The sequence below is a fragment of the Pseudomonas sp. PVC-3-1 genome (assembly GCF_057444315.1).
On sequence record NZ_CM172023.1, the window covers coordinates 4,500,161 to 4,513,618 of the forward strand.

The 13,458-nt window shown below is 65.3% G+C and carries 12 protein-coding genes; 8 read left to right on the forward strand and 4 right to left on the reverse strand.

Features of this window, described 5'->3' with window-relative positions:
* Window positions 1-20: 20 nt before the first annotated feature.
* Genes codA through codB form a run of 3 tightly spaced genes read right to left on the reverse strand, consistent with a single transcriptional unit; the run spans window position 21 to window position 3,752 of the window.
* On the reverse strand, window positions 21-1,262 hold the full coding sequence (gene codA, locus AC2T4A_RS20810; RefSeq protein ID WP_478377931.1) for a cytosine deaminase: 1,242 nt from the start codon (window positions 1,260-1,262) through the stop codon (window positions 21-23).
* Between the two features lie 22 nt (window positions 1,263-1,284).
* Window positions 1,285-2,496 carry a PucR family transcriptional regulator gene (locus tag AC2T4A_RS20815; RefSeq protein ID WP_486741675.1) on the reverse strand — a complete coding sequence of 404 codons (1,212 nt, stop codon included), beginning with the start codon at window positions 2,494-2,496 and terminating at the stop codon, window positions 1,285-1,287.
* Entirely contained in the window at window positions 2,493-3,752 is a 1,260-nt protein-coding gene (gene codB / locus AC2T4A_RS20820; RefSeq protein ID WP_478377933.1) for a cytosine permease, read from the reverse strand. Before codB ends, AC2T4A_RS20815 begins: the two co-directional genes overlap by 4 nt.
* 519 nt (window positions 3,753-4,271) lie before the next feature.
* Between codB and AC2T4A_RS20825 the strand changes: the two genes are divergently transcribed.
* Genes AC2T4A_RS20825 through AC2T4A_RS20845 form a run of 5 tightly spaced genes read left to right on the forward strand, consistent with a single transcriptional unit; the run spans window position 4,272 to window position 7,654 of the window.
* A complete protein-coding gene (locus AC2T4A_RS20825) occupies window positions 4,272-5,360 on the forward strand; it encodes an amine dehydrogenase large subunit (protein WP_416751897.1) in 1,089 nt (362 codons plus the stop codon).
* A 33-nt stretch (window positions 5,361-5,393) separates the two neighbouring features.
* The gene (locus AC2T4A_RS20830) at window positions 5,394-5,933 is read left to right on the forward strand and encodes a MauE/DoxX family redox-associated membrane protein (RefSeq protein ID WP_088421441.1); all 540 of its coding nucleotides are present in this window, start codon (window positions 5,394-5,396) and stop codon (window positions 5,931-5,933) included.
* A gap of 4 nt (window positions 5,934-5,937) precedes the next feature.
* A complete protein-coding gene (gene mauD, locus AC2T4A_RS20835; RefSeq protein WP_054910258.1) occupies window positions 5,938-6,570 on the forward strand; it encodes a methylamine dehydrogenase accessory protein MauD in 633 nt (210 codons plus the stop codon).
* 17 nt (window positions 6,571-6,587) lie between these two features.
* A complete protein-coding gene (locus AC2T4A_RS20840; protein ID WP_017518360.1) occupies window positions 6,588-7,109 on the forward strand; it encodes a methylamine dehydrogenase light chain in 522 nt (173 codons plus the stop codon).
* Between the two features lie 17 nt (window positions 7,110-7,126).
* Entirely contained in the window at window positions 7,127-7,654 is a 528-nt protein-coding gene (locus AC2T4A_RS20845) for a c-type cytochrome (protein ID WP_478377934.1), read from the forward strand.
* A 218-nt stretch (window positions 7,655-7,872) separates the two neighbouring features.
* Here the strand turns inward: AC2T4A_RS20845 and gntR are convergent, their stop codons facing one another.
* The gene (gene gntR, locus AC2T4A_RS20850) at window positions 7,873-8,916 is read right to left on the reverse strand and encodes an HTH-type transcriptional regulator GntR (protein ID WP_416751781.1); all 1,044 of its coding nucleotides are present in this window, start codon (window positions 8,914-8,916) and stop codon (window positions 7,873-7,875) included.
* Between the two features lie 218 nt (window positions 8,917-9,134).
* On the opposite strand from gntR, the gene AC2T4A_RS20855 reads away from it, so the two are divergent.
* The 3 genes from AC2T4A_RS20855 to AC2T4A_RS20865 all read left to right on the forward strand — a co-directional run bounded on the left by AC2T4A_RS20855 (window position 9,135) and on the right by AC2T4A_RS20865 (window position 13,312).
* Entirely contained in the window at window positions 9,135-9,656 is a 522-nt protein-coding gene (locus AC2T4A_RS20855; protein WP_416751779.1) for a gluconokinase, read from the forward strand.
* Window positions 9,657-9,763: 107 nt separating this feature from the next.
* A complete protein-coding gene (locus tag AC2T4A_RS20860; protein ID WP_416751777.1) occupies window positions 9,764-11,116 on the forward strand; it encodes a GntP family permease in 1,353 nt (450 codons plus the stop codon).
* Window positions 11,117-11,686: 570 nt separating this feature from the next.
* A complete protein-coding gene (locus AC2T4A_RS20865) occupies window positions 11,687-13,312 on the forward strand; it encodes an NADP-dependent glyceraldehyde-3-phosphate dehydrogenase (protein ID WP_478377936.1) in 1,626 nt (541 codons plus the stop codon).
* Window positions 13,313-13,458 lie beyond the last annotated feature (146 nt).

The window sequence follows — 13,458 nt, forward strand, 5'->3', positions numbered from 1 at the left end:
TCGCTCCTACAGGAAGCCGATCAGCTCTCGACCAGCTCCACCTTCTCCGGCTCGCGCTTCATCAGCACGCGGCCATTGCGGATCGAGTACAGCGCCTTGGTCTGCTGGCGTACCGCTTCGTAATCGCTGTCCACGCCCAGTACCAGCAGGTTCGCCGGACGGCCGGCGGCGATGCCGTAGCGCGCGCCCAGGTTCAGCGCGCGGGCGCTGTTGTCGGTGACTAGGTCCAGCGCACGCTGCAGGTCATCGAAGCCCATCATGTGGCAGATATGCAGGCCGGCGTCCAGCACGCGCAGGATGTTGCCGTTGCCCAGCGGGTACCACGGGTCCTTGATCGAATCCTGGCCGAAGCAGACGTTCATACCGGCGCGGTCGATCTCGGCCACGCGGGTCACACCACGGCGTTTCGGGAAGGTGTCGAAGCGGCCCTGCAGGTGGATGCTCTCGGTCGGGCAGGAGACGAAGTTGATGCCCGAACGCTTGAGCAGGCGGAACAGCTTGGAGCAGTAGGCGTTGTCGTAGGAGCCCATGGCCGTGGTGTGACTGGCAGTGACGCGGCCGCCCATGCCGCGCACGCGGGCTTCCTCGGCGAGCACTTCGAGGAAGCGCGAGTTCGGGTCGTCGGTCTCGTCGCAGTGCACGTCCACCAGGCAGCCGGTGCGCTCGGCCAGGTCCATGAGGAACTTGATCGAGCTGACGCCCTGCTCGCGGGTGTTCTCGAAGTGCGGGATGCCACCAACGACGTCAGCGCCCAGGCGGATCGCCTCCTCCATCAGCTCGCGGCCGCCCTCGTAGGACTCGATGCCCTCCTGCGGGAATGCAACGATCTGCAGATCCACCAGGTGGCGCGCCTCTTCACGGACTTCCACCATGGCCTTGAGCGCGGCCAGGGTCGGATCGGTCACATCGACGTGGGTGCGCACATGCTGGATGCCATGGGCGGCCAGCATGCGGATGGTGGTGTGGGCGCGGGACTTGGTGTCCTCGTGGGTGATGGTTTCCTTGCGCTGGGCCCAGCGCTCGATGCCCTCGAACAGCGTGCCGCTCATGTTCCATTCCGGCTCGCCGGCGGTCAGGGTCGCGTCGAGGTGGATGTGCGGCTCCACCAGCGGGGCGATCGCCAGGTTGCCACGGGCATCGATGTCGTCGCCGCTGGCGGCCAGGGTGCCGGTTTGCTGCACGACTTCGGCAATGACGTCGCCTTCGCAGCGGATGGTGAACAGGCCGGTCTGCTTGCGCAGGGAGGCGTTGATGATTTTCATGGGATCAAAGGTCCTCTTCAGGCTATTCGTGGCGCGGCGCGCTGGACATGCGCCAGATGAGCAGCGCCACGGAGGTATTCAGGCGGAATTGCGCGTCGTCCAGGGACTGGCCGCTCAGGGCCTCGATACGCGCGATCCGCTGGTTCAGGGTGTTGCGGTGGATGCCCAGGCGCTGTGCGGCCTTGAGCGCATTGCCGTTCTCCTGGACGAGCGCATCGAGCGTCTCGATCAGCAGGTGCGGCTGTTTTCGACCCGCTTCGTTGAGCGGGCCGAGAGTGTCCTTCATGAACTGCTCGACCACCGCGCGATCGGGGATCGCCCGCAGCAGGCGCAGCACGCCCAGCTCACGGTAGTCGCAGAAGCCACCGGGCGCCTGCATGCCTTCGGCGACATCCAGCGCCTGGCGGGCTTCGAGCAATGCGCGGGGATATTCCGCGCAACTGTCGGCGCGAGCCGAGAGCCCGAGATAAGCACGCAGCGGTGCCAGTTCCAGTTGCAGCTCCGAAGCCAGGGCGTGCAGCTCGGCTCGCTCGGCATCAGCCAGCAACAACACGAACAGGTCGCCCTGGATCACCACCGGCAAGCGCTCGCGGCGTTCCTGCTGCCAGCTTTCCAGATGGTCGAGCAACCGCTGGCGAGTCAGCTGCAGCGCCCGCTCGGCCTCCTCGGGTTGGTGTTGCTGGAACAAGGTGTCAACGCCAGCCACCCGCAGCGCCACCAGACGGCGTGGGACTTCCAGCGGCAATTCCAGGTGTTGCGCACGGCGACGGACGATATCGAGGCTGGGGAAGTCGCCGCTCAGCAATTGGCCAAGGATGTCGCGACGCGAGGTCTTCACCTGGGTCATCTGCACCAGCGCCGTGCCGATCAGGTGGGTGACGATGACCATCTTCAGCGCGTAGGGCTGCTCGATCAGCGGCAGGCCCTCCACTTCGGCCAGATGAACCACGGACTCGGGAATCCGCCGAATGAACTCGTCGCCCGTCAGGATGACGATACCGGCGATGCCGCTGGCAACGCCTTCGCGCACCAGCTGCAGCAGGTTGGCCTCGTCACGGGTGTGGTTGATGCCGGTGACGAACACCAGCTCGCCACCCATCACCCAGTCGGCAATGCCGACGTTCTCCGCCACGTAGGACCAGCGCACGCTGCGATGCAGATTGCGCGCGCCGGCCCGCAGCGCAAGGCTTTCCAGCCCCGGCAGACGGAGGATTTCCTCGACGCTCAGGCTCAAGCGCGCGGCTCGGTCACCGGCGCGCGGGCGCGGGTGACTTCGGTAAGGACGATGTAGCAGATGGCCGACGCGGCGATGCCCACCAGCGGCGCGATCCACGGCGAGGCATAGGCCAGGCCCGCACCGACCGCGTAGGACGCGAGGCCCGAGACGTTGAACGCCGGGATGTGGGTGCCCACCAGCGCCGGGTATTCGCCGCGGTTGCGGTACCAGTAGTCGGCCATGATCACGCCCCCCAGCGGCGGGATGATCGAACCCAGCAGCACCAGGAACGGGATCAGCCATTCGTACATGCCACCGATGGCGAGGATGATGCCGACGCCGGCGGCCAGCAGGGTCATGGTGCGGCGACGCTCGCTGCGCACCAGGTGGCAGGCGGCGGCGGAGACGTTGTAGATGGTCGGGCCCTGGATGGTCCACAGGTTCAGGCAGAGCATGATCACCGCGGCGAAGGACAGGCCCTGCAGCACCATCACTTCGACGATGTCGGCGTTCTGGTAGACGATCGCGCACCAGGCGCCGGCGACGATCATCAGGCCGTTGCCGACGAGGAAGGCAACCACGCTGGCGATCACCGCGATGCGCCCGCTGCGGGCCATACGGGTCCAGTTGGTGGCCTGGGTCGCGCCGCTGGCGAAGGTGCCGAAGACCATGGTGACGGCGGCGGAGAAAGTCAGGGTCTGGCTCGGTTCCTTCGCCAGCAGGCCGCTCCAGCCGCCAGCATGGTTGGTGGCGATGACCATCGATGCCACCAGCAGGATGAACATCAGCGGCACCGAGACGCGAGACATGATGTCCAGGCCCTTGAAGCCGATGATCGCGGTGATCGAGAACAGCAGGCCGAACACCACCATCAGCGGGATGTTCAGCCACTCGGGCAGGCTGAGCATCTTGACCAGCACGATGGCCACAGTGGCGGTACCCCAGGCATACCAGCCCAGTTCGGCGAAGCCGAGGAGGAAGTCGGACAGCTTGCTGCCGCGCTCGCCGAAGCAGAAGCGCCCCATCAGCACGGTATTCAGGCCGCTGCGCGAGGCGATCAGGCCCAGGGCGGCGGCGTAGATGGCCAGCAGCACGTTGCCGATGAAGGCGACCCAGAGCATGTCGACGAAGTCGAAGGCCATGCCGATCTTGCCGCCGGCGAACATGGTGCCGGTGAAGAAGGTGAAGCTGAACAGGACCATGGCGATGGGCAGCAGGCCTTTGCGCCCTTCCCTGGGCGTCGCGCTCAGGGGGAACTCACTGGGGGAACTCATCGAGGGGGGGATCTCCGCGAGGATTGGTTGAGGACTCCCGGCCAACGCAAATAGCGGGCCGGAAAAGCCAATCAGGAACGACGCGGAAATTTTGAGCATGTCGAACATTGTGAACTGTTCACAATGCACACTTCCGGTGGGTGTAACGGCGTTTCAAGATAGCTCAAATGTGCATTGTGCGGATTTTCGGGGCACGATGCAGCTTTTTCGCACCAAAACTGACGAAAGCCTTGATCCATGTCTGTGCCGTTCGGCGGAATTCCAGCCTCAAAACGCAACGGCGGTCTGCACTTTCTCCCTGCGTCACCCTGTCACCCCCAGACAAGGAAATGGCACGGACAACAAGTCCGGCGCGCACCGACGCAGGCAGACTCTCCTCAATGTTCCGTCCGCTGTCCGCCCCTGGCGGTCGGCCTGATAACAACAGATAGCCCGCCAACAAGAAAAAGGGAGTACCCGCCAATGAGCGTCGCCAGGTTCCTCGCTCCATCGGTCCTCGCGCTGGCAACTTGCCTCGCGATGGGCGCAGCCCAAGCCGAGCTGCCGACCGAGAGCATCGGTGAGACCGTCTTGCCGTTCCCGCCCTCGCCTCACCGTGCGTACATCGTCGACGTGGAGTTCGAGAACTTTATCGCCGGCCGCGTCACCGTGGTCGACCCCGAGCAGAAGAAGATGCTTGGCATGGTCAGCACCGGCTTCGTCGCTCCGTCCACCCTGAGCCATGACGCCAAGACTCTGTACTCCGCCGATACCTTCTACTCCCGTGGTACCCGCGGTGTGCGCACCGATGTGCTGACCGCCTGGGACACCTCGAACCTGCGTCCGAAGTGGGAAGTGGAAATCCCGGCCAAGCGCGCCTCGATCCTGACCCAGAAGTACGCCCTGGGCACCAGCTCCGACGACCGCTTCGTCTACATCTACAACTTCACCCCGTCCACCTCGGTCACCGTGGTCGACACGCAAGAGAAAAAGGTCGCCAGCGAAATCGCCATCAGCGGCTGCGTGCTCAACTACCCGGTGGGCAAGCGTGCCTTCGCCTCGCTGTGCGGCGACGGCCAGTTGCAGATCACCAAGATCGGCGACGACGGCAAGGAAACCGGCCGCAGCCAGACGCCGTTCTTCGACCCGAACAAGGAGAAGCTCAACGAACGCGGCCTGGCCGTGGGCGAAACCTACTTCTTCGTGACCACAGACGGCATGGTCAAGCCGGTGGACGTTTCCGGCGACAAGCCGAAGATGCTGCCGAGCTGGTCGCTGACCACCGACGAAGAGCGCAAGAAAGGCTGGGGCACTGGCGGCTGGCAGTTGATGGCGGTAGCGCCCAAGCTGAACCGCATGTACGTGCTGATGCATGAAGAGCACAGCGCCGGCAAATGGGAAGACCCGAGCCCGTTCATCTGGGTCTACGACCTGAAGACGCAGAAGAAGATCGGCACCCTGGAAGCGCCCAAGCCGGTATGGAGCCTGCACGCCACCACCGACGACAAGCCGCTGCTGCTGGGCACCGACATCGAAGGCGGCCTGCAGATCTTCGACCTGAAGACCGGCAAGTACAACGGCGCCATGGACAAGATCGCCAAGACCCCGATCCTGGTCCTGAGCCACTAAGCCTTTCAAGAAAGCCAACCGAGAGGTACGGAAATGTTTTCCGATCCGATCCTGATCATCGCCAGTGCGGTGGCCGTTGCGGTGCTGCTCGCCAGCGCCGCCAGCCACAAGCTGCGCGCGCCGATGCGCTTCGCCCGCCAGGTCGAAGACTACGGCCTGCTGCCAGCCTCGCTGGTCGGCCCGGTGGCCCGCGTGCTGCCAGTGGTGGAGGGCGTTATCGCCTTCGCCCTGCTGGTGCCGGCAAGCCGTCACGTCGCGGCCTTGGCCGCCACGGCGCTGATCCTGTTCTATGCCGGCGCCATCGGCATCAACCTCTGGCGCGGTCGTCGCGACATCGACTGCGGCTGCTCCGGCCCCGGCCAGATGCAACCGCTGCGCCCGGTGCTGCTGCTGCGCAACGCGATCATCGCCGGTCTCGGCCTGCTCGCCGCAAGCAGCCCGCAGGCTCGCGAGCTGGGCGTGTTCGACGCCTTCGTGATCCTCGCGGCCAGCGCCGTCACCCTGCTCCTGTACGCCGCGGCAGACAGCCTGCTGGCGAACCATCCCCGTCTGCTCAAACTCATCGGAAGGTGAACAAATGGAAGGCCTGATCGTTTCCAACATTCTTCTCTGGGTGCTGCTCATCGCCCTCGCCTTCACCGTGATGGCGCTGGTGCGCCAGATCGGCGTCCTGCACGGCCGCATCGCTCCGGCCGGCGCGCTGATGGTCGACAAGGGCGTGGCCGTCAACGAGCCCGCGCCTAAAGTCACCGCCGCCGACCGCCACGGTCGTCCGGTCAACTTCGGCTATGAAGGCGAGCGCGGCCAGCTGCTGTTCTTCCTTTCGCCGACCTGCCCGATCTGCAAATCACTGCTGCCGGCGATCAAATCCATCGCCAAGGACAAGGCCGGCGAGCTGGAGGTGATCTACGTCAGCGACGGCGACATGGCCGCCCAGCAGGCGCTGATCGCCGAGCATGGCCTGGAGAAAGCCGCCTACGTGGTCGGCCCGGAAGTCGGCATGACCTACCAGATCGGCAAGCTGCCCTACGCCGCGCTGATCGACAGCAAGGGCGTGCTGCGAGCCAAGGGCCTGGTGAACTCCCGCGAACACCTGGACAGCCTGTTCGAGGTCGAGCACCTGGGCAGCGCCACCCTGCAGCAGTACATGAATGGCCACAGCCACAACGGCGTGCACACCCACGACGCCAGCCACGGCCACAGCCACTGATCACGGAGAGAACAAGAATGAAATTCCTCGACAACCTGTTCGAGCGCTCCTCCCGCCAGGTGGCCAACGTCACTTCGCGGCGCAAGCTGCTGGGCCGCTTCGGTTCGCTGCTGGTGGCCGGCGCTGCGCTGCCGATCATCCTGCCGATCGATCGCACCTCCAAGGCGCTGGCCGCCGAGGCGCCGAAGGCCGGCGATCCGGGCGACCCGAACAGCTGCGACTACTGGCGCTACTGCTCCATCGACGGCTTCCTCTGCTCCTGCTGTGGCGGTACCACCACTTCCTGCCCGCCCGGCACCGATGCCTCGCAAGTGACCTGGATCGGCACCTGCCGCAACCCGGCGGATGGCAAGGACTACATCATTTCCTACAACGACTGCTGCGGTAAGCACAGCTGCTCCCAGTGCGCCTGTACCCGCAACGAGAGCGAGGAACCGCTGTACCGTCCGTTCAACAACAACGACGTCAACTGGTGCCTGGGCGCGGAGTCGCGCATCTACAACTGCACCGTCACCATCATCCGCGGCGTCGCGGTCTGAAGTCGGGAGAAAAGCCCATGCGCAGTCTCGTTGTCGGCGCCCTGCTCTGCAGCCTGGTCGCCCCCATTGCCCAGGCCCGCGCGATCCCCGATCCGCACCAGCGGCCGGCGCCCGGCAACGAGGAGGTGCAGAAGCCGATCTCCCAGCAAAGCTACACCCCGGCCACCAACTACCAGCTGCAATGCGCCGGCTGCCATCTCACCGAAGGCAGCGGCAGCAAGGCCAACGACACGCCGCGCCTGCACGGCTTCGTCGGTAACTTCCTGAAGGTGGACGGTGGCCGGCAATTCCTCGTGCGCGTACCGGGCATGTCCCAGTCCGCGCTCAACGACGCGCAACTGGCCGACCTGCTCAACTGGCTGCTGCGCAAGGAAGGCATGGCGGGCGACAGCATGCCCGCCGAGTTCAAGCCCTACACCGCGCAGGAAGTGAAAGATACGCGCTACCAGGCCCTGCTCAACCTGCCAGGCACCCGCGCCGGATTGATCCAGGAAATGCGCAAGCAGGGCATCACCATCACCGATGGGATGAGCGACTCCTACTGAAGATTTTCCTCCGCGCACCTTTTTTGCCTCCGCACTATGCCCGCTGCTCCAGCGGGCTTTTTTATGCGCGACATGTTCGTGCAGAGAACCTCTTTTTGTAGGAGCGAGCTTGCTCGCGAACAGATTCCCCGGCTGCACTGGCATCAAAGCGATTCGCGAGCAAGCTCGCTCCTACAAGGTACCCGCGCTCCGGAATTGCCGTAGGACGTGAATGGGCCTCAGCTGCTCTCGCGCACCATCAGCTCGAAGCCCAGGTCCATCACCGGTTCGCTCACCGGCTTGTCGTTGATCAGGTCGAGCAGTCGCTCGGCCGCATGGCTGCCGATGGCCTTGCGCGGGGTGCGGATGCTGGACAGGCGCGGGACCATGAACTCTGAACTGGGCAGATCGTTGAAGCCGAGCACCGCCACCTGTTCGGGAATACGGATGCCGTGGCGCATGGCTTCCAGCAGCGCGCCATGGGCCAGGTCGTCGTTGCCGAAGAAGATGCCCTCCACCTGCGGGTGGCTGGCCAGCAACTGGCGGAACAGCTCACCGCCCAGGCCGACCGAAGACGGGCGCGGCGTGAGGATTTCCAGCGCCGGGTCATAGCAGCCGGCCTGCTGCAGCGCGCGGCGATAGCCCTCGCCACGGAGCAGAGTGCGTTGGTCCAGCTGCGCGCCGATGTAGGCCAGGCGCTTGCGCCCACTCTTGAGCAGGTGTTTGGCCGCCGCCTCCCCTGCACGAATCTGCGAGAAGCCTACGCAATGCAGCCCCGCGCCGGGGTCCAGGTCCATCATGTAGACCGCCGGCACGCCACTCGCCTCGATCATCCGCCGGGCGCTCTCGGTGCGATCGAAGCCGGTCAGCAACAGGCCGCGCGGCTGGTACGCAAGATAGTTGCGCAGCAGGTTCTCTTCTTCGTCGCGGGAGTAGTGGTAGTTGCCGATCAGCACTTCCAGGCCGCGCGGATGCATGACGGCATGGATGGCTTCGAGGGTTTCGATGAACAGCTGGTTCGCCAGCGAAGGCACCAGCACCACGATGTTGTGGCTCTGCTTGGACGCCAGCGCGCGGGCGGCAGGGTTGGCCACGTAGCCCAGATCCGCGGCGGCCTGGCGGACCTTCTCCGCCAGATCCTCAGCCACCGTACTCACGCCGCGCAGGGCGCGCGAGGCGGTGATGGGACTGACGCCGGCACTGCGCGCCACATCGTTGAGGGTGGGTTTGCCGGTGGTGCGGGAGCTTCTGTCGTTTTTCTTGTCGTTCTTCCGGGCGGTCATCGGGCGGCTTGCCAAACAAAAATCGAGGCACTAAGGTAGCGCTGTCTCGCAGCCAGGGCAATTGCCTGAGACCGGCTCCCGCCGGTCCCTCGCCCGCCGGTGGAACTCATCCGCCGAAGCGCCGGGACAGACCGACTAGAATGACAAGAATACGGAGGCAGCCGATGCTTTTCGTTACGCCCAACAAAGATAGCGCTGTCTCAGCAATGAGGCCCTGCATGACCACCTCCATCGACGCCGTCCTCATCATGGGTGTCTCCGGATGCGGCAAGTCCAGCGTCGGCGAGGCGCTCTGCCTGCGCAACGGCGCCTACGCCATCGAAGGTGATTCCTTCCATCCCGCCGCCAACATCGAGAAGATGAGCGCCGGCATCCCCCTCACCGATGAAGACCGCGCCGGCTGGCTCGACACCCTCGCCGCCGAGCTGCAGAAAGCCATCGCCGCCGGCCAGCGCCCGGTGCTCACCTGTTCCGCGCTCAAGCTGATCTACCGCGACCGCCTGCGCCAGGCCGTGCCCGGCCTGGGCGTGGTGTTCCTGGAGCTGACCCGCGATGCCGCCGCCAACCGCGTTGCCACGCGTCCCGGCCACTTCATGCCGGCCAGCCTGATCGACAGCCAGTTCGCCGCCCTCGAACCGCCGCTGAGCGAACCCCTGACCCTGCACCTGGATGCTACCCGCCCGGTCGAAGACCTGGCAGAAGCCGCGCACCTGTGGTGGCGACAGCACTCCAGCGACTGACGTTGATAGCGCCTGCCCGCTCAAGATAGCGCTATCTCAATTCACCGATCTCTCTAAACCTAGAGAACAGCCGCTCCGGCACACAACGACAACAACAGGAGAGCCCCATGCTCGGCATGTCCCACGAGACCTATCTGCTGCTGGATGCGGTGGTCACCATCATCGGCCTGATCCTGCTGATCACCCGGTTCAAGATCCACCCGTTCATTGCCCTGATCATCGCCGCCGGCTTCCTCGGCCTCACCTCCGGCATGCCCGTGGCAACCATCGTCAAATCCTTCCAGGACGGCTTCGGCAGTGTGCTTGGCTTCGTCGGCATCATCCTTGCGCTGGGCACCATGCTCGGCAAGATGATGGCGGAGTCCGGCGGCGCCGATCAGATCGCCCGCACGCTGATCCAGGCCTTCGGCAAGCAGCGCGTGCACTGGGCGATGATGTTCGCCGCCTTTCTGGTCGGCATCCCGCTGTTCTTCGAGATCGGCTTCATCCTGCTGGTACCGCTGGTGTTCATCGTCGCCCGCCGCAGCGGTGTGTCGCTGATCAAGATCGGCATCCCGCTGCTCGCCGGGCTCTCTGCGGTGCACGGCCTGGTGCCGCCGCACCCGGGCCCGCTGCTGGCCATCGGCGTGTTCGGCGCGGACATCGGCAAGACCATCTTCTACGGCCTGCTGGTCGCCCTGCCGACCGCCGCCATCGCCGGCCCGATCTTCGGCGCCTGGATCTCCAAGGTGATCCCGGGGCAGCCCAACGAAGAACTGGTCGCGCAGATCGCCCACGAGCCGGACACCAGCAACCTGCCCAGCTTCGGCGTCACCCTGTTCACCGTGCTGCTGCCGGTGTTCCTGATGCTGTTCAAGACCTTCGCCGACGTCATGCTCGCAGACGGCCACATCGTCCGCGCCTGGCTGGACATGATCGGCCACCCGATCACCGCCCTGCTCCTGGCTCTGCTTCTGGCGCTCTACACCTTCGGCTACGCCCGCGGCTTCGACTCGAAGAAGATCCTCAAGCTGCTTGACCAGAGCCTCGCGCCCACCGCAGCCATCGTGATGATCATCGGTGCTGGTGGCGGCTTCAAACAGATGCTGGTGGCCAGCGGCGTTGGCGATGTGATCGGCCACATGGCGGTGCATGCGCAGATTTCGCCGATCCTCCTGGCCTGGCTGGTGGCCGCGGTGATCCGCATCGCCACCGGCTCCGCCACCGTCGCCACCATCACCGGCGCAGGCATCGTGGTGCCGGTGATCGACCTGATCCCCGGCGTCAATCGCGAACTGCTGGTGCTCGCCACCGGCGCCGGCTCGCTGATCCTTTCCCACGTCAACGACGCCGGTTTCTGGCTGGTGAAGCAGTACTTCAACATGAGCGTGATGGAGACCTTCAAGACCTGGACGGCCATGGAAACCATCCTCTCGGTGGTCGGCCTGGGCTTCATCCTGCTGCTGTCACTGTTCGTCTGATGCCCTGATCGATGGGTATCGCTTCGCTCTACCCATCCTGCGGGAGCCCCGTTGAGCTTCGTGTGCAGGATGAGTGGAGCGCAGCGATATCCATCACGGCCCGCTCCAAAACGCCCGGCGAGCTCCGAACCGCCCGCCCAACGGATTCCTGCAACGAGGTATCGCCCGTGACTTCCTCCGCAACTCCGAAAGCCCCCGCCCAACCCGCCTGGCCCCGCGATTTCGACATCCGCGCCCGCTATGCCGAGCAGCAGGAACTCCTGCAGCCCGCGCCGACGCCACAGCCAACCCGCTCGCCTCCGTAGGGCGTACAACCGTTCGCGGTTGTACGCCGATTCACCTTGCCTGTCTGTGGGTTCGCAGTGCCCTGAACCACCGTCAATCGGCGTACAACGCGGAACGTTGTACGCCCTGCGAAACGGGGCCGGACTAGGCTCAAGAGCATTCCGCAGCGTGCATGGCACGATGAGCGTCATCCACCAGCACAGTGCACGAGGACATCGGCGCATGACCGCGAACGGTCATGCGCCCTACACAGACCAGTCGCCCACCGTCCCCGAGGGATGAGTCATGCCCGACAACAACAAGCTCGACCATCTGTTCCCCCGCCTCACCGACATCCCCGAAGCCTGGCGCCCCGACGCCCCCGTCGAGCAGCGCGACTACCTGGTAAACGGCGAACTGCGTCGCTGGGACGGCCCGCTCGCGCCGGTACGCAGCCCGATATTCCTCAGCACCGACGAAGGTGACCAACAGGTGATCCTCGGCAGCACGCCGCTGCTGGACGCCGACGCCGCCCTCGCCGCGCTGGACGCCGCCGTGGCCGCCTACGACAACGGCCAGGGCGAATGGCCCAACCTGCGCGTGGCCGAACGCATTGCCCACGTCGAACGCTTCCTCGCCCGCATGCGCGAGCAGCGCAGCGCCGTGGTCAAGCTGCTGATGTGGGAAATCGGCAAGAACCTCAAGGACTCGGAGAAGGAGTTCGACCGCACCTGCGACTACATCGTCGACACCATCCAGGCGCTCAAGGAACTGGACCGTCGCTCCAGCCGCTTCGAACTGGAACAGGGCACCCTGGGGCAGATCCGCCGCGTGCCGCTGGGCGTGGCGCTGTGCATGGGCCCTTACAACTACCCGCTGAATGAGACCTTCACCACCCTGATCCCGGCGCTGATCATGGGCAACACGGTGGTCTTCAAGCCCGCCAAGTTCGGCGTGCTGCTGATCCGCCCGTTGCTGGAGGCCTTCCGCGACAGCTTCCCGCCGGGCGTGATCAACGTCATCTACGGGCGCGGCCGCGAGACCGTCAGCGCGCTCATGGCCAGCGGCAAGGTCGACGTCTTCGCCTTCATCGGCACCCATTCCGGCGCCGCCGACCTGAAGAAGCTCCACCCGCGCCCGCACCGCCTGCGGGCCGCCCTCGGGCTGGACGCCAAGAACCCCGGCATCGTCCTGCCCAGCGTCGACCTCGACAACGCCGTCAGTGAGGCCATCACCGGCGCCCTGTCCTTCAACGGCCAGCGCTGCACCGCGCTGAAAATCCTCTTCGTCCACGAAGACGTGCTGGACAGTTTCCTCGACAAGTTCAGCGCCAAGCTCGCCGAACTCAAGCCCGGCATGCCCTGGGAGCCCGGCGTGGCGCTGACGCCGCTGCCCGAGCCGGGCAAGGTCGATTACCTCAACGGCCTGCTGCAGGACGCCCTGGCCAAGGGCGCCAAGGTCATCAACAGCGGCGGCGGCGAAAGCCGCGAGAGCTTCTTCTATCCCGCGCTGCTCAGCCCAGTGCACGCCGACATGCGCCTGTACAACGAGGAACAGTTCGGCCCGCTGGTGCCGGTAGTGCCGTACCGCGAGCTGGACGAGGTGATCGACTACGTCCTGCAGTCCGACTACGGCCAGCAGCTCAGTCTGTTCGGTGACGACCCGGAGCAGATCGGCCCGCTGGTGGACGCCTTCGTCAATCAGGTCGGCCGCATCAACATCAACGCCCAGTGCCAGCGCGGCCCGGACAGCTACCCCTTCAACGGCCGCAAGAACTCCGCCGAAGGCACTCTCTCCGTCCATGATGCGCTGCGTACCTTCTCCATCCGCACGCTGGTCGCCACACGCTTCACCGACGCCAACAAGGCGCTGATCAGCCAGATTATCCGCGACCGCGATTCGAGCTTCCTGACTACCGATTACATCTTCTGAGTTGAGCGCCAAGAGCCCCTCACCCTAACCCTCTCCCGCAGCGGGAGAGGGGACCGTTCGTGCAGGACGAAACTGCGACGTCAGCCGGCACAGGCGGCTCCCTCTCCCTTAAGGGAGAGGGCTGGGGAGAGGGAAACGCTCTGGCA

What these genes read in the sequence shown, in the direction of transcription:
- codA (WP_478377931.1), bottom strand. Translation starts at nt 1,262, where the DNA reads ATGAAAATCATCAACGCCTCCCTGCGCAAGCAGACCGGCCTGTTCACC.
- codB (WP_478377933.1), bottom strand. Translation starts at nt 3,752, where the DNA reads ATGAGTTCCCCCAGTGAGTTCCCCCTGAGCGCGACGCCCAGGGAAGGG.
- AC2T4A_RS20825 (WP_416751897.1), top strand. Translation starts at nt 4,272, where the DNA reads ATGGGCGCAGCCCAAGCCGAGCTGCCGACCGAGAGCATCGGTGAGACC.
- AC2T4A_RS20830 (WP_088421441.1), top strand. Translation starts at nt 5,394, where the DNA reads ATGTTTTCCGATCCGATCCTGATCATCGCCAGTGCGGTGGCCGTTGCG.
- mauD (WP_054910258.1), top strand. Translation starts at nt 5,938, where the DNA reads ATGGAAGGCCTGATCGTTTCCAACATTCTTCTCTGGGTGCTGCTCATC.
- AC2T4A_RS20840 (WP_017518360.1), top strand. Translation starts at nt 6,588, where the DNA reads ATGAAATTCCTCGACAACCTGTTCGAGCGCTCCTCCCGCCAGGTGGCC.
- AC2T4A_RS20845 (WP_478377934.1), top strand. Translation starts at nt 7,127, where the DNA reads ATGCGCAGTCTCGTTGTCGGCGCCCTGCTCTGCAGCCTGGTCGCCCCC.
- gntR (WP_416751781.1), bottom strand. Translation starts at nt 8,916, where the DNA reads ATGACCGCCCGGAAGAACGACAAGAAAAACGACAGAAGCTCCCGCACC.
- AC2T4A_RS20855 (WP_416751779.1), top strand. Translation starts at nt 9,135, where the DNA reads ATGACCACCTCCATCGACGCCGTCCTCATCATGGGTGTCTCCGGATGC.
- AC2T4A_RS20860 (WP_416751777.1), top strand. Translation starts at nt 9,764, where the DNA reads ATGCTCGGCATGTCCCACGAGACCTATCTGCTGCTGGATGCGGTGGTC.
- AC2T4A_RS20865 (WP_478377936.1), top strand. Translation starts at nt 11,687, where the DNA reads ATGCCCGACAACAACAAGCTCGACCATCTGTTCCCCCGCCTCACCGAC.